Source organism: Pantoea vagans (genome assembly GCF_004792415.1).
Taxonomy (GTDB): Bacteria; Pseudomonadota; Gammaproteobacteria; order Enterobacterales; family Enterobacteriaceae; genus Pantoea; species Pantoea vagans.
In genome coordinates, this window is record NZ_CP038853.1 from 194,598 (window position 1) to 216,205 (window position 21,608).

Consider the following 21,608-nt stretch of genomic DNA (forward strand, 5'->3'; position numbering starts at 1 on the left):
ATTGTTAACGATTGCCCGGCTGGTTGTTACTTAATTTGCATAAAAATTGTGACTTATGCGACGTTTTTCGATCTGGCTCGCAGTGTCAGCAAAAATCAGCTCTCGGTCGGGTCGATATCCAGCGTCCATTTCACTTTGCGCGCAGCGGGGAGCGTTGAAACCAGCGGCAACGAACTGCTCAGTAACTGTTGCAGACGTTGCCGGGAAGGATGCTGCAACAGCAGCTGCCAGCGCCAGCGTCCACTGCGTTTGGGCTGCAAAGCGGGCAACGGACCCATAAACCACATCGCCTTGTCGTTCAGCGGGCTCGCCTCCAGCAGGTTGCGAAGTTGTTGCAAAAATTCGGCTGCCTGCTGGTTATCCATATCTTCTGCGCGGAACAGCGCATGGCGGCTCCAGGGCGGCAGGTGAACCGCCTGTCGCTCCAGCAGTGCCTGCTGCGCGAAGGCCGAATAACCCTGATGCAGCAGTGTCTGTAGTAAGGGGTGTTCCGGATGGTGCGTCTGCAGCAATACTTCGCCCTGCTTTCCGGCACGGCCAGCACGGCCGGCGACCTGGGTGTAGAGCTGAGCAAAGCGCTCTGCCGCACGGAAATCGGCTGAGAACAGGGCACCATCAACATCCAGCAGCGAGACCAGTGTGACATCGGGGAAGTGGTGGCCCTTGGCCAGCATCTGGGTGCCGACCAGGATACGTGCGCCGCCACGATGAACATCAGCCAGATGCTGCTCCAGCGCCCCTTTGCGGCTGGTGGTATCACGATCGATGCGCGACACCGGCACGCCGGGGAAGAGTGTGCCGAGCTGCTGCTCCAGCTGCTCAGTGCCGACGCCCACCGGCAGCAGATGGGTTGAACCGCACTGCGGACACTGATTAGGCAGCGGACGCTGGCTGTCGCAATGATGGCAGCGTAGCTGGCGGTGGTGCTGATGCAGGGTGTAGTAGCGGTCACAGCGGGTACACTCGGCAATCCAGCCGCAGTCGTGACAAAGCAGGGCGGGCGAAAAGCCGCGGCGGTTAAGGAACAGTAACACCTGATTGTCGGCCTGCAGATGCTGGCGCATTTTACCAATCAGGCCGGGTGCCAGGCCGCCGATCAGCTGCACGCCTTTTAAATCGATAAGCTGTTGCAGCGCCGGTCGGGCGTTACCGGCGCGCTTTGTCAGGTCGAGCTGGCGATACTTGCCGCTGCGGACATTGTGCAGTGTCTCCAGAGCAGGTGTCGCCGATCCCATGACAATCGGGATGTCCTCTTCATGCGCACGGAACACAGCCAGATCGCGCGCCTGATAGCGCCAGCCTTCCTGCTGTTTATAGGAGCTGTCATGCTCTTCATCAATAATGATCACGCCCGGACGGGCCAGCGGCGTAAATAGCGCCGAACGGGTGCCAATCACAATCGCTGTTTCGCCGCGCCGCGCACGTAACCAGACCGCCAGCCGTTCACTGTCATTTAAGGCAGAGTGCAGCACATCAATGGGCGCATCAAAACGTTCGCGAAAGCGGGCAATCGTCTGCGGGGTTAAGCCAATCTCCGGCACCAGTACGAGCGCCTGTTTACCACGTGCCAGCACATTTTCCAGCACGCTGAGGTAAACCTCGGTTTTGCCGGAGCCGGTGATGCCCGCCAGCAGCCAGGCGGAATAATGTTCATCATCTGCCCGAATCGCACCCACGGCCATCGCCTGATCGGTATTCAGTCTAAGCCGTTCGCCTTTTACAGCATAAGTGGTGCGCCAGTCGTGCATCTGCGGCTGATGTTCATGCAGTTCGCATAAGCCTTTAGCCCGCAATGCCTGTAATGTCGCCTCGGTGAGATCGTGTTCACTGACCTGATGCCGATAGAGCGGTTGCTGACGCAGTGCTGCCAGCGCCTGCTGCTGTTTTGGTGCCCGCTTTAAACTTTCCGGCGCGGTTGCCCGGCCCTGTTCGGTGATTTCCCAGCGCCACAGGGGATTGTCCTGCGCCGCTTTGCCCTGGCGCAGCAGTACAGGAATCGCGTGGCTCAAAACTTCGCCCTGCGGCGAGTGATAGTAGCTGGCGGCCCAGTTCAGGATGCGCCACAGCGACGGCGGATAGAGAGACTCACTGTCCAGCACCTCAACTACGCGTTTGAGCTGTGCTTCCGGCAGATCGCTGCTGTCACGAAAGGCGACCACAATCCCGATCATTCTGCGATTGCCAAAGGGCACACTCACGCGCCCGCCAATGACCGGCTGCGCACCCTGAGGCGGCAGATAGTCAAACAGGCGGGGCAAGGGGACGGGCAGGGCAACCTGAACGACGGGCATAACTCTCTCTTTCCGGCTCAATCATCGGGGAAGCTAGTGTACACGCTGACCCCTATGGCGGGTATCTCAGCATATATTTGCAGCAATCGAAACTTGCCTGTATAATATGCGGCCTTCGGTGAGAAATATCTGGCCGGAGTACACCCTATAATGTTCAACCGCGTGTGGTGCTGTGCAGGTTAACGCCTGGCACGGAGAGCGACACGGCCTTCTATGAGGTTTCCCATGAAACAAGGTATTCACCCGAAATACGAAGCAGTTACTATCAAATGTACCTGCGGCAACGAGATCCACACCCGTTCAACACTGACTCACGAACTGAACCTGGACGTTTGTGGCAAATGCCACCCGTTCTATACCGGTAAGCAGCGTGAAGTGGCAACTGGTGGCCGTGTTGACCGCTTTAACAAGCGTTTCAGCGTGCCAGGCGCTAAAAAATAAGATTAAAAGGCACCTGAACCTGCGGGTTCGGCGGCAAGAAAAAACCCAGCTTCGGCTGGGTTTTTTTATGCTCTGACGAATCAATATTCCCAGGTGTCGGGATCGATGCCCATATCGCGCATGATCTTTTTCGCTTCTTCAGGAATTTCATCGCTGCGTTCTTTGCGCAGGTCCACGTCGTCCGGCAACGGTTGCCCGGTAAAGGCATGCAAAAAGGCTTCGCAAAGCAGCTCGCTGTTGGTGGCGTGACGCAGGTTGTTCACCTGACGACGGGTACGCTCATCCGTTAAAATCTTCAGCACGCTCAATGGGATAGAAACTGTAATCTTCTTGACCTGCTCGCTCTTTTTACCGTGCTCAGCGTACGGGCTGATATATTCGCCGTTCCATTCAGCCATGGGCTACCTTAATTAATAAACGTTAAATGTGAGGAAATCAGCGGATTATGCCTGATTTTTTCCTGCCTGACCCCTGATATGGCGGGTTTTCTTCGCTCGCAGCCTCTTCATCACAGAGGGGAACGCCAGGCGATGACGCATAATTTTAGCGGTTATTGCGTTTTTGCTCAATCTATACGCAAAGACATTTAGATGTCCAGATGTATTGACGTCTAATTAGAGGGTGATATTCTGTGGACTACATTTTCTTAACTCTTCAGGAACAATTCGCTCATGACGCGTAAACCGGCAACCATCGCAGTGCGCAGCGGTTTGAATGATGACGAGCAATATGGCTGCGTTGTCCCGCCCATCCATCTCTCAACGACCTATAACTTCCTGGATTTCAATGAGCCTCGTGCACATGACTACTCCCGTCGTGGCAACCCCACACGTGATGTCGTACAGCGTACGCTGGCAGAACTGGAAGGCGGAGCGGGTGCGGTATTAACCAATACCGGCATGTCGGCCATTCACCTGGTCACGACGGTGTTCCTGAAGCCTGGCGATCTGCTGGTTGCGCCACACGACTGTTATGGCGGCAGCTATCGGTTATTTGACAGCCTGAGCAAACGCGGCGCGTATCGGGTGAAATTTGTCGATCAGGGCGATCCGGTGGCGCTGCAGGCAGCACTGGATGAAAAACCGAAACTGGTGCTGATTGAAAGCCCCAGCAATCCGCTGCTGCGCGTCGTGGATATCAGCGCGATTTGCGCCGCCGCGCGCGCTGCGGGTGCCGTCAGCGTGGTAGACAACACCTTTATGAGTCCGGCGCTGCAGAATCCTCTGGCGCTGGGTGCGGACCTGGTGATCCACTCCTGTACCAAATACCTCAATGGCCACTCTGATGTGGTAGCGGGTGCAGTCATTGCCAAAGATCCACAACAGGCAACTGACCTGGCCTGGTGGGCAAATAACATTGGCGTGACCGGCGCAGCCTTTGACAGTTATCTGCTGCTGCGCGGCATTCGTACGCTTGCGCCGCGCATTGCAGCCGCACAACGCAACGCACTCGCGATTGTGGACTATCTGAAGCAGCAGAAGCGGGTGAAAAAGTTGTATCATCCTTCGCTGCCGGAAAACGCCGGACACGAACATGCGGTACGTCAGCAGCGCGGCTTTGGTGCCATGCTGAGTTTCGAGGTCGACGGGGATGAGGCGCTGCTGCGTCGCTTCCTCAAAGCGTTGAAGCTGTTTACGCTGGCGGAATCGCTGGGCGGCGTAGAGAGTCTGATCTCCCATACCGCCACCATGACGCACGCGGGGATGTCGGCAGAAGCACGCGCGGCAGCAGGCATTTCCGATTCGCTGCTACGGGTTTCTGTTGGTATTGAAGATCACGAAGATTTAATTGCCGATCTGGATAATGCATTCCGGATCGCAGCCGAGGGTTAAGCATGACGATTTCAGCAGGCGCGGGAACGCCGAATATCAGGCAGTTGCATAAGTTTGGCGGCAGCAGCCTGGCCGATGCGCGTTGCTACCAGCGCGTTGCCAGCATTATGGCGGACTACAGCCAGCCGGGCGATCTGATGGTGGTCTCCGCGGCAGGCTCAACCACCAACCAGCTGATTAGCTGGCTGAAGCTGAGCCAGAACGATCGGCTCTCTGCGCATCAGGTGCAACAGGCTTTACGGCGCTACCAGAGCGAGCTAATCGGTGCGCTGCTGCCTGCTGAGATCGCCGAACCCTTAATCACTGCATTTATCCGCGATCTGGAAAAGCTGGCCGTACTGCTGGATGCGCCGATCACCGATGCGGTCTATGCCGAAGTGGTCGGGCACGGTGAAATATGGTCGGCACGCCTGATGTCAGCGGTACTGAGCCAGCGTGACCTGCAGGCCTGCTGGCTGGATGCGCGTGAGTTTCTGCGTGCTGAACGTGCTGCTCAGCCGCAGGTGGATGAGGGTAAATCCTGGCCCCTGCTGCAGACTTTGCTGGCGCAGCATCCGCAAAAGCGCATCGTGGTGACCGGCTTTATCAGCCGCAACGATGCCGGTGAAACCGTCCTGCTTGGCCGCAACGGCTCCGACTATTCCGCCACGCAGATTGGCGCGCTGGCGGGTGTCGGACGCGTGACCATCTGGAGCGATGTCGCGGGCGTTTACAGCGCCGATCCCCGCAAAGTTTCTGATGCCTGTCTGCTGCCGCTGTTAAGGCTGGATGAAGCCAGTGAACTGGCGCGTCTGGCTGCTCCGGTGCTGCACACCCGCACACTGCAGCCGGTTTCCGGCAGCGATATCGACCTGCAACTGCGCTGCAGCTATCAGCCAGAACAGGGCTCGACCCGCATCGAGCGTGTGCTGGCCTCCGGAACCGGGGCGCGCATCGTCACCAGCCACGATGATGTGTGCCTGATTGAGATTCAGCTGCCCGAGCAGCATGACTTCGCCATCCTGCACAAAGAGATCGACCTGTTGCTGAAGCGCGCGCAGCTGCGTCCGCTGGCGTTTGGCGTTCATCCTGACCGTCAGCTGCTGCAACTCTGCTATACCTCTGAAGTGGTCAACAGCGCCTTTACACTGCTACAGGACGCCGGTTTACCGGGCCATCTGCAGCTGCGCGACGGCCTGGCGCTGGTGGCGCTGGTTGGCGCAGGCGTTACCCGTAACCCGCTGCATACCCATCGCTTCTGGCAGCAGCTAAAAGATCAGCCCGTTGAGTTCATCTGGCAGTCCGAAGATCACATCAGCGTGGTCGCGGTACTGCGCGTCGGACCGACCCAGCACCTGATTCAGGGACTGCATCAGTCGCTGTTCCGCGCAGAAAAGCGTATCGGTCTGATGCTGTTTGGCAAAGGCAATATCGGTTCACGCTGGCTTGAGCTGTTTGCCCGCGATCAGGAAACGCTGTCAGCGCGCACCGGCTTTGAATTTGTGCTGGCGGGCGTCGCGGACAGCCGCCGCAGCCTGCTGAGCTATGAAGGACTGGATGCCAGTCGTGCGCTCGCCTTCTTTGATGATGAAGCAGTGGAACGTGATGAAGAGTCGCTGTTCCTGTGGATGCGTGCTCATCCGTTCGATGATTTGGTGGTGCTGGATGTCACGGCCAGTACACCGCTGGCGCAGCAATATCTTGATTTTGCCAGCCACGGTTTTCATGTGATCAGCGCCAACAAGGTTGCGGGTGCGTCTGACAGTCAGACCTGGCGGCAGATTCGCGATGCCTTTACCAAAACCGGGCGTCACTGGCTCTATAACGCCACTGTTGGTGCTGGTCTGCCGATCAACTATACGGTGCGCGATCTGCGCGACAGCGGCGATACCATTCTGGCGATTAGCGGGATCTTCTCCGGGACGCTGTCGTGGCTGTTCCTGCAGTTTGATGGCACGGTGCCGTTTACCGAGCTGGTAGATCAGGCATGGCAGCAGGGCTTAACCGAGCCTGACCCGCGTGCCGATCTCTCGGGTCAGGATGTGATGCGCAAGCTGGTGATCCTGGCACGTGAGGCGGGCTACAACATCGAGCCGGATCAGGTGCGCGTTGAATCGCTGGTGCCGAATAACTGTCTTGAGGGATCGATTGATCACTTCTTTGAAAATGGCGAAGAGCTGAACGAACAGATGCTGCAGCGGCTGGAAGCCGCGCGGGAGATGGACCTGGTGCTGCGCTACGTTGCCCGTTTTGATGCTAACGGCAAGGCGCGGGTAGGTGTTGAAGCGGTGCGACCTGAGCATCCGCTGGCCGCGCTGCTGCCGTGCGACAACGTCTTTGCCATTGAGAGCCGCTGGTATCGCGATAATCCGCTGGTGATCCGCGGTCCGGGCGCAGGCCGGGATGTCACCGCCGGCGCTATTCAGTCAGATATTAATCGCCTCGCACAGCTGCTGTAATCCTTCCTCATCAGGCGCTTCGGCGCCTGTTTTCAAAGTGTTGCCTCCTCCCTGTTGAAATCCCTTCATGTTGATTGAAAATTGATCACGTCTGTTGACCATTTTTACGTTGACGGCTCACTGAGATTGCGTCATTTTGAACATCTGGACGTCTAAACGTGTAGATGTTTACGAGCCGATTATTAATCAGTGAGGGTGCAGGATGAGTTTCTTTCATGCCAATCAGCGCGAAGCGCTAAACCAGAGCCTGGCTGAACTGAACGGGCAAATTAACGTGTCGTTTGAGTTTTTTCCGCCGCGCACCAGCGAAATGGAAGAGACTCTGTGGACCTCAATTGACCGCCTGAGCAGTCTGAAACCGAAATTCGTTTCTGTCACTTACGGTGCGAACTCAGGTGAACGCGATCGCACCCACAGCATTATCAAAGGCATTAAAGATCGCACCGGCCTGGAAGCAGCACCCCATCTGACCTGTGTTGATGCGACGCGCGATGAACTGCGCACCATCGCTCAGGATTACTGGAACAACGGCATCCGTCATATTGTGGCGCTGCGTGGCGATCTGCCACCTGGCAGCGGCAAGCCAGAGATGTACGGCAGCGATCTGGTTTCGCTGCTGAAAGAGGTCGGCGATTTTGATATTTCCGTCGCCGCCTATCCGGAAGTCCATCCCGAAGCGAAAAGTGCCCAGGCCGACCTGATTAATCTCAAACGAAAAATTGATGCAGGCGCAAACCGGGCCATTACCCAGTTTTTCTTCGACGTCGAAAGCTATCTGCGTTTCCGCGACCGCTGTGTCTCGACCGGCATTGACGTGGAAATTGTGCCGGGCATCCTGCCGGTCTCTAACTTTAAGCAGCTGCAACGCTTTGCCACGCTGACCAATGTGCGTGTGCCCGGCTGGATGAGCGCAATGTTTGCCGGTCTGGATGACGATCCGGAAACGCGCAAAATGGTGGGAGCGAATATCGCGATGGATATGGTGAAAATCCTGTCACGCGAAGGGGTGAAAGATTTCCATTTTTACACGCTGAACCGTGCCGAAATGAGTTACGCCATCTGCCACACGTTAGGGGTTCGTCCGGTTGCGGCGGCGGCTTAACCGTTCTGCCTGAGCCAGTAAAAAAGTCGGGAATTTCCCGACTTTTTTATTGCTGCTCTCTGGCGGCGCGGAGTGTGGTCCGCGCCTGACCGGGATTAACCGGTATTGCGCATGCCTGCTGCGACACCTGCAATCGTCACCATCAGAGCCTGCTCAACGCGGGCATCCGGTTCTTCACCCCGCGCTTCCTGTGCACGGGAACGATGCAGCAGTTCTGCCTGGAGTACGTTGAGCGGATCGGTATAGACGTTACGCAGCGCAATCGACTCAGCAATCCACGGCTGATCAGCCATCAGATGCGAGTCGTTGGCAATGGTCAGTACCGCTTTGATATCGGCATCAAGCTGGTCGCGCAGCTGTTTGCCTAACGGCCAGAGTGATTTGTCGACCAGACGCTGATCGTAATATTCCGCCAGCCACAGGTCCGCTTTCGAGAACACCATCTCCAGCATGCCCAGGCGGGTAGAGAAGAACGGCCAGTCGCGGCACATCGCTTCCAGCTGATCCTGATGGCCGGCCGCCATCGCCTGCTGCAGGGCAGCACCGGCACCCAGCCAGGCAGGCAGCATCAGACGGTTCTGCGTCCAGGCAAAAATCCACGGAATCGCACGCAGCGACTCCACGCCACCGGTAGGACGGCGTTTGGCCGGACGTGAGCCGAGCGGTAATTTGCCCAGTTCCTGCTCCGGCGTCGCCGAACGGAAGTAGGGGACGAAGTCCGCATTTTCACGCACATACCCGCGATACATTGCGCAGGAGTCAGCAGAGAGCTGATCCATAATGTTGCGCCATTCGCGTTCTGGCTCCGGTGGTGGCATCAGGTTCGCTTCCAGAATCGCGCCGGTGTAGAGCGACAGGCTGGCGATCGTCACGGCCGGTAAGCCATATTTAAAGCGGATCATCTCGCCCTGTTCGGTCACACGCAGACCGCCGCGCAGGCTGCCTGGCGGTTGTGACAGCAGTGCGGCATGCGCGGGCGCGCCGCCACGACCAATGCTGCCGCCGCGTCCGTGGAACAGCGTCAGGGAAATCCCGGCTTTTTCGCAGGTTTTAATCAGCGCATCCTGTGCCTGATACTGCGCCCAGCTGGCGGCCATCACACCGGCATCTTTCGCCGAGTCAGAATAGCCAATCATCACCATCTGTTTGCCCTGAATAAAGCCGCGATACCAGTCGATGCTCAGCAGCTGGCTCATCACGTCGTTTGCGTTGTTCAGGTCATCCAGTGTTTCAAACAGCGGTGCAACCGGCATCGCATAACCGATACCTGCTTCTTTCAGCAGCAGATGCACGGCCAGCACGTCGGAAGGGGTTTTCGCCATCGAAATAACATAGGCGGCGATAGAGCCTTGTGGCGCTTCAGCCGCAACGCGACAGGTCTCCAGCACTTCACGCGTCTCATCGCTGGGTTCCCAGCTGCGTGGCAGCAATGGGCGTTTGGAGTTCAGTTCACGGATCAGGAAGGCCTGTTTGTCTGCTTCGGACCAGCTTTCATAATCGCCGAGGCCCAGGTAACGGGTCACTTCAGCAATCGCCTCTGTATGGCGGGTACTTTCCTGGCGCAGATCGATACGCACCAGCGGCACGCCGAAGCATTTCACGCGGCGCAGCGTATCGAGCAACTGACCGTTGGCAATAATGCCCATGCCGCACTGTTGCAGTGACTGATAGATGGCATACAACGGGTCCCACAGCTGATCGTTTGAGACCAGCAAATCGGCCGGACGCGGCAGACGCTCGCCTTTCAGGCGGCGTTCCAGGAATGACTGGGTGGACATTAACTGGCTGCGCAGGCGTTTCAGGATCACGCGGTAAGGTTCCAGCGCTTCCGGATCGCCGCTGAGCTCGCGGATCTCTTCGCTGCACTCGGACATCGACAGCTCGGAGATGAGCACGCCGATATCACGCAGGAACAGGTCTGTAGCTTTCCAGCGGCTTAGCTGCATCACATGGCGGGTAATGGAGGCTGTGACGTTCGGGTTACCGTCGCGGTCGCCACCCATCCATGAGGTGAACTGAACCGGCACGAAATCGACCGGCAGCTTAATGCCAAAGGCCTCTTCGACCTGCTCATTCAGCTCACGCAGGAAGGCGGGAACGCCTTCCCACAGGCTGTTTTCTACAACGGCAAAGCCCCATTTGGCTTCGTCGACGGGGGTCGGACGATATTTACGGATCTCATCGGTGTGCCACGCCTGTGCCACCAGCTGACGCAGACGGCGCATAATCTGGTTACGCTCGTAGTCGGAGACGTCGCTGTGGTCGAGCTGTTTCAGACAGCTGTTCACTTCAACCAGCTTGTGAATCAGCGTACGACGGGTGATTTCGGTCGGGTGCGCAGTCAGCACCAGCTCCAGCGACAGCGACTCAATGGCCGCCAGAATGTCGGTTTCGCTGATATCTTTCTGCTGCTTCAGGGTATCAAAGGTCTTTTTCAGCAGTTCAGGATGGTTTTCACCTTCGCCGCTCTGCGAGATGGTCTGATACTGCTCCGCTACGTTGGTGAGGTTCAGAAACTGACTGAATGCGCGTGCAACCGGCAGAAGCTCCTCGTTGGAGAGGTTCTGCAGCGTATTGAGCAGCTCTTTACGATGAGTATCATTGCCTGCACGAGATGACTTGGAGAGCTTACGGATGGTTTCCACCTGGTCGAGGATGTTCTCTCCCAGTGCATCCTTAATCGTATCCCCGAGCAGTTTGCCGAGCATACTGACATTACTTCGCATTGCGGAATATTGTTCGTTCATTGGACCCTGACACCCTTATCGTCTTTAAAAACTTCTACACCCGACCTTTCAGGCAGCAAAAAATCAGCAACATCGTGTTCCCGATAATCTACAGGGAACCGCCTCCGTTGCCGCCTGTCCGCATTCTGAAACGCTCTGGATAATCACCCGGTGGGCATAACATCGTCTTTTATCTAGCCACGTAATGTTGCGTTCGTCAAATGCGTTAAAGTGTGCTGAAGATGGCGCTAACTAACGGAAATTCACAGAATTTATCGGGAAGGAAGCGGGATAAGTTATTCTTATTGTTAAATCCCGCAGAATGAGGGGGCATTTTGCTGTTAATACAGTGAAATGCCCCATTTACTGTCAATCAGTGACAAAAATGCTGCACAACCTGACTGATAAGTGCCCGCGTCGGCTTAATAAATGCCGTATCGATAAATTCATCTGGCTGGTGTGCCTGATTAATCGAACCCGGACCCAGGACCAGCGTCGGGCAGAGCTGCTGAATAAACGGCGCTTCGGTGCAGTAGTTCACTATCTCCGTTGGCGTACCCAGCAATTTCTCTACCACGCTCACCAGCTCATGATTAGCCGGACACTCATAGCCCGGAATCGGCGGATGCAGCTCGGCTACCGTGACACGGCCTGGCCAGCGGGCGCTCACTGGTGCCAGCGCCTCGTTCAGTAATCCATCCAGATCGCTCAGCGACAGGCCCGGCAGTGGTCGGATATCCATATGCAGTTCACAACAGGCGCAGATACGGTTAGCGGCGTCGCCGCCATGAATATGACCGAAATTCATGGTGGGATAGGGGATGGCAAAGCCGTCATGGTGATAACGCTCCTGCAGCGTGTTGCGCAGTTGCATCAGGTGATTGATCGACTCATGCATGAGTTCAATGGCGTTGACGCCACGCGCCGGATCGCTGGAATGGCCCGATTTTCCTTCAATACGAATCACATTCGACAGATGGCCTTTATGTGCACGCACCGGTTTCAGCGAGGTCGGTTCACCGATGATGGCGCAGTCGGGACGCAGTTGCGTTGATTCCGAGAAATATTTGGCACCCGCCATGGTGGTTTCTTCATCGGCCGTGGCGAGGATATAGAGCGGCTTACTCAGCGTACTGACATCCACATCGCGCAGCGTATCGAGAATAAACGCGAAGAAGCCTTTCATGTCTGCCGTGCCCAGACCATAGAGTTTGTTGTCGTGCTCGGTCAGGGTAAAGGGATCGCGCGTCCAGCGGCCATCATCAAAGGGAACGGTATCCGTATGACCCGCTAACAGCAGGCCGCCCGCTCCGCTGCCGGTTCGTGCCAGCATGTTAAATTTATTGCGGGTGCCGGGCACCGGCTGCACTTCAACGCTGAAGCCAAGGTCGCGGAACCAGCCGGCCAGCAAATTGATTAAAGTTTCATTACTCTGATCCAGCGCGGCATCGGTTGCACTGATTGATGGTGTAGCGATTAACTGGCTGTACAGTTCAATAAAAGGCGGTAATTTTGTCTTCACTGTTGGCGGTCCTTGGGTTAGGATGTATCCATATTCATGCAGTAATAGTGAATAAAAATACATTAACGTCTTCTGCAAGGGAACCTTAAATCACTGCAGATGACAGGGTGGGTAACGGGGCAAGGCCGCGACCCGGAACGTGCGACTGTAAAAAGGGTTACAGCCTGATGTTGAATACGCTGATCGTTGGTGCCAGTGGTTACGCTGGTGTTGAGCTTGCCACCTTCCTGAATCGCCATCCACATATCAACATAACCGCTTTGGCGGTTTCGGCGCAAAGCCCTGATGCCGGCAAGCGCCTGTCCGATCTCCATCCGCAGCTGAAAGGCGTTGTGGATTTACCGCTGCAGCCGCTGAGCAGCGCGGCGGAGTGGGCAGACAAAGTGGATGTCGTGTTCCTGGCGACGGCCCACGAAGTCAGCCACGATCTGGCCCCGGAATTTCTCAAGGCTGGCTGTGTGGTATTCGACCTGTCGGGTGCGTTCCGCGTGAACGACGCTGATTTTTACACCCGTTTCTACGGTTTCACGCATCAGCATGGCGACTGGCTCGATAAAGCCGTTTACGGCCTGGCGGAATATCAGCATGAGAAAATTCAGCAGGCGCAGCTGGTGGCGGTACCCGGCTGCTACCCGACCGCTGCTCAGCTGGCTCTGAAACCTCTGGTGGATGCGGGACTGTTAAACGATGCGCAGTGGCCGGTTATCAACGCCACCAGCGGCGTGAGCGGTGCCGGACGTAAAGCCAATGTCGGCACCAGCTTCTGTGAAGTGAGCCTGCAGCCTTACGGGCTGTTCAATCATCGTCACCACCCGGAAATTGTCGCGCACCTCGGTACGCCAGTAATCTTCACTCCGCACCTGGGGAGTTTCCCGCGCGGTATCCTGGCCACCATCACCTGCCGTCTGAAAGCCGGTGTCAGCCGCGAAGATATCGCTGCCGTCTTCCATCGTGCCTATGACGACAAGCCGCTGGTGCGCCTCTACGATAAGGGCGTACCGGCGCTAAAAGCCGTTGTCGGCCTGCCATACTGCGATATCGGTTTTGAAGTGCAGGACGAGCATCTGATTGTTGTAGCAGCCGAAGATAATCTGCTGAAAGGGGCGGCATCGCAGGCAGTACAGTGCCTGAACATCCGGTTCGGCTTTCCTGAAACGCAGTCACTGATTTAACGGATAACTAAACCATGACCAATCCATTGATTATTAAGCTGGGCGGTGTGCTGTTAGACAGCGAAGAAGCGCTGGCGCGCTTGTTTGAGGCACTGCTTAACTATCGTAGCGCTCATCAGCGTCCGCTGATCATCGTCCACGGCGGCGGCTGCCTGGTGGATGAACTGATGAAAAAGCTGGCGCTGCCGGTGATGAAGAAAAATGGCCTGCGCGTCACCCCGGCCGATCAGATCGACATCATCACGGGTGCGCTGGCGGGAACCGCAAATAAAACGCTGCTGGCCTGGGCAAAAAAATCGGGTATCAACGCAGTAGGTCTCTGCCTGGGCGATGCAGGCATCGTCAATGTCGCCCCGTTTGATGAAGAACTCGGCCATGTTGGCCACGCAACGCCGGGCGATCCGGCGTTGCTGAACACCCTGCTGGCGGCCGGTTATATGCCAGTAGTCAGCTCGATTGGTATTACTGACAGCGGTGACCTGATGAACGTCAACGCGGATCAGGCAGCGACCGCACTGGCCTCGACGCTGGGCGCTGATCTGGTTCTGTTGTCAGACGTCAGTGGTATTCTCGACGGCAAAGGTCAGCGCATCGAAGAGATGACCGCCGATAAAGCCGAGCAGCTGATTACCCAGGGCATCATTACCGACGGCATGATTGTGAAAGTACACGCTGCGCTGGATGCGGCACGTACGCTGGGCCGCCCGGTGGATATTGCCAGCTGGCGTCACGCTGAGCGGCTGCCTGACCTGTTTAACGGCGTGTCGATTGGCACCCGGATTCTCGCTTAACGACTCTGATTCAAGGATTACGAAATGCAAACGCAAAACATCAAAAAAATCGTTCTGGCTTACTCCGGTGGTCTTGATACGTCAGCCATCATTCCATGGCTGAAAGAGAACTACGGCGGCTGTGAAGTGGTCGCTTTCGTGGCAGACATCGGTCAGGAGCGTGGCGATCTGGAAGGTGTGGAGAAGAAAGCGCTGCAGTCTGGCGCATCTGAATGTCACGTGGTTGACCTGCGTGAAGAGTTCATCAGCGACTACGTTTATCCGGTGCTGCAGACCGGTGCGCTGTATGAAGGCACCTATCTGCTGGGCACCTCAATGGCGCGTCCTATCATCGCTAAAGCCCAAGTTGAGCTGGCGCTGAAAGTGGGCGCAGATGCGCTGTGTCACGGCGCAACCGGTAAAGGTAATGACCAGGTGCGTTTCGAAACCACCTACACCGCGCTGGCACCGCAGCTGAAAGTGGTGGCACCGTGGCGTGAATGGAACCTGCGTTCACGTGAAGCGCTGCTGGACTACCTGAAAGAGCGCAATATCCCGACCACTGCGTCGCTGGAAAAAATCTACAGCCGCGACGAAAACGCCTGGCACATCTCCACCGAAGGCGGCGTGCTGGAAAGCCCGGCCAACGCACCGAACAAAGATTGCTGGGTCTGGACTGTCGATCCGCTGGAAGCACCTGATCAGCCGGAAGAGGTGACCGTGACCGTTGAGAAAGGTCGGGTTGTGGCGGTTAACGGTGAAAAACTGAGTCCGTTCCAGTGTCTGGAAAAACTCAACGTGCTGGGCGCAAAACATGGCGTTGGCCGTATCGATATCGTTGAAAACCGTCTGGTGGGCATTAAATCCCGTGGCTGCTACGAAACCCCGGGCGGCACCATCATGGTGAATGCACTGCGTGCGGTTGAACAGCTGGTACTGGATCGCGATAGCTTCAAATGGCGTGAGCAGCTGGGCCACGAGATGTCTTACGTGGTTTATGACGGCCGCTGGTTCGCCCCGCTGCGTAAGTCGATTCAGGCTGCTGCCGAATCGCTGGCGGAAGAGGTTAACGGTGAAGTGGTGCTGCAGCTTTACAAAGGTCAGGCGACAGCCACCCAGAAGCGTTCCGCGAACAGCCTTTACTCAGAAGAGTTTGCTACCTTCGGTGAAGATGAAGTCTACGATCACCGTCACGCGGGCGGCTTTATCCGTCTGTTCTCGCTCTCTTCACGCATTCGCGCCCTGAACGAGCAGAAGAAGTAATTTTCAGGCGGGGTACGCCTCGCCTCACCGTTTTAATTCAGAGGCGGCATTTATGCCGCCTCTTGTTTAACGATTCAGAGGAGTTTTCACATGGCACTTTGGGGTGGACGGTTTACTCAGGCAGCGGATCAGCGTTTTAAACAGTTCAATGACTCGCTGCGCTTCGATTACCGCCTGGCAGAGCAGGACATTATTGGCTCTGTTGCCTGGTCCAAAGCGCTGGTGACGGTCAACGTTCTGACTCAGGATGAGCAGCAGCAGCTGGAAGCCGCGCTGAATGCGTTACTGGATGACGTGCGTGAGAATCCTGAGCAGATCCTGCAGAGCGACGCCGAAGATATCCACAGCTGGGTTGAAGGCAAGCTGATCGACAAAGTCGGTGCGCTGGGCAAAAAACTGCACACCGGCCGTAGCCGTAACGATCAGGTCGCGACCGATCTGAAACTGTGGTGCAAAGTGCAGATTGAGGCGTTGCTGGGTGCGACCCGCGAACTGCAGCAGGCGCTGGTGGTGACGGCAGAAGCCAATCAGGATGCGGTGATGCCGGGCTACACCCACCTGCAACGCGCGCAGCCGGTGACGTTTGCGCACTGGTGTCTGGCCTACGTTGAAATGCTGGCGCGTGACGAGAGCCGTCTGCAGGATACCCTGAAACGGCTTGATGTCAGCCCGCTGGGCTGTGGCGCTCTGGCTGGTACCGCTTACGAGATCGATCGTCAGCAGCTGGCTGGCTGGCTGGGCTTTGCTTCTGCCACACGTAACAGCTTGGATACCGTATCAGACCGCGATCACGTGCTGGAGCTGCTCTCTGATGCGGCCATTGGCATGGTGCATCTGTCGCGCTTTGCCGAAGATATGATCTTCTTCAATACCGGCGAAGCGGGCTTTATTGAGCTGTCAGATAAAGTCACCTCTGGCTCCTCGCTGATGCCGCAGAAGAAAAACCCGGATGCGCTGGAGCTGATTCGCGGCAAGTGTGGTCGGGTGCAGGGCGCACTGACCGGCATGATGATGACGCTGAAAGGTCTGCCGCTGGCCTACAACAAAGATATGCAGGAAGACAAAGAGGGGCTGTTTGACGCGCTCGACACTTGGCTCGACTGTCTGCATATGTCCGTACTGGTGCTGGATGGCCTGCAGGTTAAACGTCCGCGCTGCCAGGAAGCCGCTGAACAGGGTTACGCAAACTCAACCGAACTGGCTGACTATCTGGTCGCTAAAGGTGTGCCGTTCCGTGAAGCACACCATATCGTCGGGGAAGTGGTGGTGGCTGCCATCGGGCAGGGCGTGGCGCTGGAAGCGCTGTCGCTGGCGCAGCTGCAGCAGTTCAGTGCGGTGATTGGCGAGGATGTTTATCCCATCCTGGCGCTGCAATCCTGTCTGGATAAGCGTAATGCGCAGGGTGGTGTTTCGCCGCAGCAGGTTGCGCGCGCCATTGGTGACGCAAAGCAACGTCTGGCGTAAATAGCAGGTAAAAAAAAGCGGGCATAGTATATGCCCGCCAACCTCTAGCTTCAGAATTACTACTTTTTTATAGGCACATCATCAAAGCGCCTGCTCTCCCGGCCGACGCTCAGATTCTTTACGCTGACAGCAGGTAATGTTGCAGCTCCTCACTGCCGCCAATATGACGACCGCCCATGAAGATCTGCGGCACCGTCGCCCGGCCTGAAACGGCACGCAGACTCACGGTTGTCGCATCCTGCCCCAGCACAATCTCTTCGTACTGAATACCATGATCCATCAGCATCTGTTTTGCCTGAGTGCAGAAGGTGCAGCCAGGTTTAGTAAAGATGGAGACCGACTCCTGGGCTTTACACTCCGGCGCCAGATAGCGCAGCATGGTGTCGGCATCGGAGACCTCAAACGGGTCGCCAGGTTTGTTCGGCTCAACGAACATTTTCTCGACCACGCCGTTACGCACCAGCATCGAGTAGCGCCATGATCGCGGACCAAAACCGAGATCGGCCTTCTCAACCAGCATCTCCATGCCACGCGTGAACTCGCCGTTGCCATCAGGAATAAAAGTAATGTTGTCTGCGCGCTGTTCGGCTTTCCAGGCGTTCATCACAAAGGTATCATTCACTGAGACGCACAGAATGCTGTCCACGCCCTGTTGGGCAAACAGACCCGCTAATTCGTTGTAACGCGGCAGATGGCTGGAGGAGCAGGTCGGTGTAAATGCACCCGGCAGTGAAAAAACGATTACCGTTTTGTCTTTAAACAGCGCTTCTGTAGTGACATCGACCCAGCGATCGCCCTTACGCGTGTGAAAAGTGACTGACGGAATCGCTTTACCTTCCTGACTTGCAAACATTTTTTGCTCCTGACCTGCCGTGTTCCATTTGTTGCGCGCATTATTCCTGACCACCCTTGATAGGGCCAATCGTTCATTGCTATTCTATCTATCGCCACGGGCTATCGTGGTTTGGAGGGTAATAATGAATATTCGTGATCTTGAATATCTGGTTTCGCTTGCTGAACACCGTCATTTCCGCCGTGCCGCGGATGCGTGTCATGTCAGTCAGCCAACATTAAGCGGGCAGATCCGTAAGCTGGAAGATGAGCTGGGTGTGATGCTGCTGGAGCGCACCAGCCGTAAAGTGCTGTTCACACAGGCAGGTCTGCTGCTGGTGGATCAGGCGCGAACGGTGCTGCGTGAAGTGAAAGTGCTGAAAGAGATGGCCAGTCAGCAAGGGGAAGCGATGTCAGGTCCGCTGCATATCGGCCTCATCCCGACCACTGCGCCTTACTTATTGCCACAGATTATCCCGACGCTGCACCAGACATTCCCGAAACTGGAGATGTACCTGCACGAAGCGCAGACGCAGCAGCTGCTGTCTCAGCTCGACAGCGGCAAGCTGGACTGCGCGATTATCGCGCTGGTCAAAGAGAGTCAGGCCTTTATCGAAGTGCCGCTGTTTGATGAGCCGATGAAGCTGGCTGTCTATGCCGATCATCCGTGGTGCGATCGCGATCGCGTACCGATGTCCGATCTGGCTGGCGAGAAGTTGCTGATGCTGGAAGACGGGCACTGTCTGCGTGACCAGGCGATGGGTTTCTGCTTTGAGGCGGGTGCGGATGAAGATACCCACTTCCGCGCGACCAGTCTTGAGACGCTGCGTAATATGGTGGCGGCTGGCAGCGGCATTACGCTGTTACCAGCGCTGGCAGTCCCGCCGGAACGCGTCCGCGATGGCGTCTGCTATCTTCCTTGCTACAAACCGGTGCCACAGCGTACGATTGCGCTGGTCTATCGTCCGGGGTCACCTCTGCGCAGCCGTTATGAACAGCTGGCAGAGGCGATTAAAACCCACATGGCGCACTATTTCGACGCTACGTTAAAACAGGCGGTTTAAGCCGTTTAACGCGGCAACGCGATAAGCTTCAGCCATGGTCGGATAGTTAAAGGTGGTATTCACGAAGTACTCAATCGTGTTGCCACCATTTTTCTGCTCCATGATCGCCTGACCGATGTGAATAATCTCGGCGGCACGCTCACCAAAGCAGTGGATCCCCAGAATCTCTTTCGTTTCGCGATGAAACAGAATCTTCAGGCTGCCCACGTTCATGCCGACGATCTGCGCGCGCGCCAGATGTTTGAACTGCGCGCGACCCACTTCGTAAGGCACCTTCATCGCCGTCAGCTGCTGCTCGGTTTTACCTACAGAGCTGATTTCCGGAATGGTGTAGATGCCGGTCGGAATATCTTCAATCAGGTGCGCTGTGGCTTCTCCTCTCATAATCGCCTGCGCGGCAATACGGCCCTGATCGTAAGCAGCAGAGGCCAGGCTTGGATAGCCAATCACGTCACCCACGGCATAGATGTGCGGCTGAGCCGTCTGATACATGCTGTTCACTTTCAGCAGGCCACGACCATCCGCTTCCAGACCGACATTTTCCAGCGACAGTGAATCGGTGTTACCGGTACGGCCGTTCGCGTAAAGCAGGCAGTCTGCTTTCACTTTCTTGCCGGACTTCAGATGCATGATCACGCCATCTTCCACGCCTTCGATCTTCTCAAACTCTTCGTTGTGACGAATGACTACGCCGCTGTTCCAGAAGTGATAAGAGAGGGAGTCAGACATCTCCTGATCGAGAAACGCCAGCAGGCGATCGCGGGTGTTAATCAGGTCAACTTTGACGTTCAGGCCACGGAAAATCGACGCATATTCACAGCCAATTACACCCGCACCATAAATAATGACGTGGCCCGGTTCGTGGTGCAGGTTGAGGATAGAGTCAGAGTCATAAACGCGGGGATGGGTAAAGTCGACATCGTCAGGATGATAAGGTCGTGAACCGCAGGCGATAACAAACTTCTCTGCCGTCAGCGTCTCACGCGTGCCATCGGGTTGCTCAATCTCAATGGTATTGGCATCAACAAAATGCGCATCACCCTGATAAAGTTCACAGCGGTTACGCTCGTAGAAGCCCTGACGCATGGCTGTCTGCTGGCTGATCACATTTTCAGTGTGATTGAGAATGTCGGCGAAAGAGGAGCGAAGCAGTCGGGTATGGTCGCTGTAGAGCGGGTTCTGGTTGAATTCAATAATGCGACTGACGGCGTGGCGAAGGGCTTTAGAAGGGATGGTGCCCCAGTGCGTACAACCGCCGCCGATGTTGTGGTAGCGTTCGATCACGGCGATGCGCGCTCCCTGTTTTACCAGCCCCATCGCCGCCCCTTCACCGCCGGGCCCTGAGCCAATCACAATGGCATCGTAATCGTAAGACTTTTGCATACCGATACGTCCTATTATTTATACATTTTTACAACGAGATTCTAACATCTCGTCGCGCACTTCTGAATTCTATCAGTGATTTTCACCACATTTTGACAAAGAGTGAGGTTCACAGGCGGTGACAAAGATTGCCAATCTGTACGCTGAAAATTTTGTTATAGTGCCCACTCAATACCGCTAAAGGCAGAGAGCATGGGCGTCAGAGCGCAACAAAAAGAACGTACACGACGTACACTGATTGAAGCAGCTTTCAGTCAGCTCAGCGCCGAACGCAGTTTTACCAGTCTGAGTTTGCGGGAAGTTGCCCGTGAAGCGGGAATAGCACCTACCTCTTTTTATCGTCATTTTAAGGATGTTGATGAGCTTGGTCTGACGATGGTGGATGAAAGCGGGCTGATGCTGCGACAGCTGATGCGTCAGGCGCGCCAGCGTATCGCCAAAGGTGGCAGCATCATTAAAACGTCGGTGGCGACCTTTATGGAGTTCATCGGCAATAACCCCAACGCTTTTCGCCTGTTACTGCGTGAACGTTCCGGTACCTCTGCCGCTTTTCGTGCCGCCGTGGCGCGTGAAATTCAGCACTTCATCGCTGAACTGGCCGATTATCTTGAGGTCGAAAATCGCATGCCGCGTAGTTTTACCGAAGCGCAGGCTGAAGCGATGGTGACCATTGTTTTCAGCGCCGGTGCAGAAGCACTGGATGTTGATGCTGAGCAGCGACGTAAGCTTGAGGATCGGCTGGTGCTGCAGCTGCGTATGATCGCCAAAGGCGCTTATTACTGGTATCGCCGTGAGCAGGAACGACTGGCGGTTACCCTGGAAAAACCCGAAGAGCAATGAGTAAGGATCCGTCCATGACCCACCCAGGTATCCGCGATAAAAGCACTCTGGCACTGGCTTTTATTACCGGTTTAGCGATTAACGGCTCGTTTTCTGTGCTGTTCAGCGCTTTTGTTCCCTTTTCGATTTTTCCGCTGATTGCGCTGGGTCTGGCGGCCTGGTGTCTGCATCAGCGTTATCTCAACACCAACATGCCGGACGGCATGCCAGGTCTGGCGGCAGCGTTTTTCCTGCTGGGGATTCTGGTGTATAGCGCGCTGGTGCGGGCGGAATACCCGGACATTGGCTCCAACTTTGTTCCTACCGTTCTGATGGTGGCGCTGGTGTTCTGGATTGCGACGCGATTTAAGCGCAAGCGTAATCAGTAGGGATATCATCAGGAATATATGAAAACGGGAACCTCAGGGTTCCCGTTTTTTATATTGTTGACCACGTCTGCCCTGATTAGCTGTAAGACCGAGCCGGCACA

At 56.1% G+C, this 21,608-nt stretch carries 17 protein-coding genes; 11 read left to right on the forward strand and 6 right to left on the reverse strand.

Features of this window, described 5'->3' with window-relative positions:
* Positions 1 to 95: 95 nt before the first annotated feature.
* Positions 96 to 2,291, reverse strand: a complete 2,196-nt coding sequence (priA, locus tag EGO56_RS00955) for a primosomal protein N' (RefSeq protein WP_135907464.1) — start codon at positions 2,289 to 2,291, stop codon at positions 96 to 98.
* A 225-nt stretch (positions 2,292 to 2,516) separates the two neighbouring features.
* Here priA and rpmE point away from each other — a divergent pair, with 225 nt between their 5' ends.
* Entirely contained in the window at positions 2,517 to 2,732 is a 216-nt protein-coding gene (gene rpmE, locus EGO56_RS00960) for a 50S ribosomal protein L31 (RefSeq protein WP_003851227.1), read from the forward strand.
* A gap of 80 nt (positions 2,733 to 2,812) precedes the next feature.
* Here rpmE and metJ read toward each other — a convergent pair whose 3' ends face one another.
* Positions 2,813 to 3,130 carry a met regulon transcriptional regulator MetJ gene (gene metJ, locus EGO56_RS00965; RefSeq protein WP_003851225.1) on the reverse strand — a complete coding sequence of 106 codons (318 nt, stop codon included), beginning with the start codon at positions 3,128 to 3,130 and terminating at the stop codon, positions 2,813 to 2,815.
* A 273-nt stretch (positions 3,131 to 3,403) separates the two neighbouring features.
* Here metJ and metB point away from each other — a divergent pair, with 273 nt between their 5' ends.
* From metB to metF, 3 genes are all read left to right on the forward strand, one after another.
* Entirely contained in the window at positions 3,404 to 4,564 is a 1,161-nt protein-coding gene (metB, locus tag EGO56_RS00970) for a cystathionine gamma-synthase (protein ID WP_135907465.1), read from the forward strand.
* A 2-nt stretch (positions 4,565 to 4,566) separates the two neighbouring features.
* Positions 4,567 to 7,002 (forward strand): bifunctional aspartate kinase/homoserine dehydrogenase II, encoded by a 2,436-nt coding sequence (locus EGO56_RS00975; protein WP_135907466.1) that lies wholly within the window; start codon positions 4,567 to 4,569, stop codon positions 7,000 to 7,002.
* A 202-nt stretch (positions 7,003 to 7,204) separates the two neighbouring features.
* Positions 7,205 to 8,104, forward strand: coding sequence for a methylenetetrahydrofolate reductase (gene metF / locus EGO56_RS00980; protein WP_033734449.1), 900 nt, complete (start codon positions 7,205 to 7,207; stop codon positions 8,102 to 8,104).
* Between the two features lie 95 nt (positions 8,105 to 8,199).
* Here metF and ppc read toward each other — a convergent pair whose 3' ends face one another.
* Together ppc and argE are read right to left on the reverse strand one after the other, a co-directional pair.
* A complete protein-coding gene (gene ppc / locus EGO56_RS00985; protein WP_135907467.1) occupies positions 8,200 to 10,851 on the reverse strand; it encodes a phosphoenolpyruvate carboxylase in 2,652 nt (883 codons plus the stop codon).
* A 352-nt stretch (positions 10,852 to 11,203) separates the two neighbouring features.
* Complete coding sequence (argE, locus tag EGO56_RS00990; RefSeq protein WP_135907468.1) at positions 11,204 to 12,352, reverse strand: acetylornithine deacetylase; 1,149 nt, start codon at positions 12,350 to 12,352, stop codon at positions 11,204 to 11,206.
* Positions 12,353 to 12,519: 167 nt separating this feature from the next.
* Here argE and argC point away from each other — a divergent pair, with 167 nt between their 5' ends.
* The 4 genes from argC (at position 12,520) to argH (ending at position 17,021) form a co-directional block, all read left to right on the forward strand.
* On the forward strand, positions 12,520 to 13,524 hold the full coding sequence (argC, locus tag EGO56_RS00995) for an N-acetyl-gamma-glutamyl-phosphate reductase (protein ID WP_013359457.1): 1,005 nt from the start codon (positions 12,520 to 12,522) through the stop codon (positions 13,522 to 13,524).
* Between the two features lie 14 nt (positions 13,525 to 13,538).
* On the forward strand, positions 13,539 to 14,315 hold the full coding sequence (argB, locus tag EGO56_RS01000) for an acetylglutamate kinase (protein ID WP_098052047.1): 777 nt from the start codon (positions 13,539 to 13,541) through the stop codon (positions 14,313 to 14,315).
* 24 nt (positions 14,316 to 14,339) lie between these two features.
* The gene (locus tag EGO56_RS01005) at positions 14,340 to 15,557 is read left to right on the forward strand and encodes an argininosuccinate synthase (RefSeq protein ID WP_022624925.1); all 1,218 of its coding nucleotides are present in this window, start codon (positions 14,340 to 14,342) and stop codon (positions 15,555 to 15,557) included.
* Positions 15,558 to 15,647: 90 nt separating this feature from the next.
* Positions 15,648 to 17,021, forward strand: a complete 1,374-nt coding sequence (gene argH / locus EGO56_RS01010; protein WP_135907469.1) for an argininosuccinate lyase — start codon at positions 15,648 to 15,650, stop codon at positions 17,019 to 17,021.
* A 118-nt stretch (positions 17,022 to 17,139) separates the two neighbouring features.
* On the opposite strand, the gene EGO56_RS01015 is transcribed toward argH, so the two are convergent.
* A complete protein-coding gene (locus EGO56_RS01015) occupies positions 17,140 to 17,874 on the reverse strand; it encodes a glutathione peroxidase (protein ID WP_135907470.1) in 735 nt (244 codons plus the stop codon).
* A gap of 124 nt (positions 17,875 to 17,998) precedes the next feature.
* Between EGO56_RS01015 and oxyR the strand changes: the two genes are divergently transcribed.
* Positions 17,999 to 18,916, forward strand: a complete 918-nt coding sequence (gene oxyR, locus EGO56_RS01020) for a DNA-binding transcriptional regulator OxyR (RefSeq protein WP_013359451.1) — start codon at positions 17,999 to 18,001, stop codon at positions 18,914 to 18,916.
* Here oxyR and sthA read toward each other — a convergent pair.
* Positions 18,899 to 20,299, reverse strand: coding sequence for a Si-specific NAD(P)(+) transhydrogenase (gene sthA, locus EGO56_RS01025; RefSeq protein ID WP_135907471.1), 1,401 nt, complete (start codon positions 20,297 to 20,299; stop codon positions 18,899 to 18,901). The genes oxyR and sthA overlap by 18 nt on opposite strands.
* Before the next feature lie 192 nt (positions 20,300 to 20,491).
* On the opposite strand from sthA, the gene fabR reads away from it, so the two are divergent.
* Both fabR and EGO56_RS01035 read left to right on the forward strand, forming a co-directional pair.
* Positions 20,492 to 21,139: an HTH-type transcriptional repressor FabR gene (fabR, locus tag EGO56_RS01030; RefSeq protein WP_013359449.1), complete on the forward strand. Its 648-nt coding sequence runs from the start codon at positions 20,492 to 20,494 to the stop codon at positions 21,137 to 21,139.
* A gap of 14 nt (positions 21,140 to 21,153) precedes the next feature.
* Positions 21,154 to 21,507: a YijD family membrane protein gene (locus EGO56_RS01035; RefSeq protein WP_013359448.1), complete on the forward strand. Its 354-nt coding sequence runs from the start codon at positions 21,154 to 21,156 to the stop codon at positions 21,505 to 21,507.
* Positions 21,508 to 21,608: the final 101 nt, after the last annotated feature.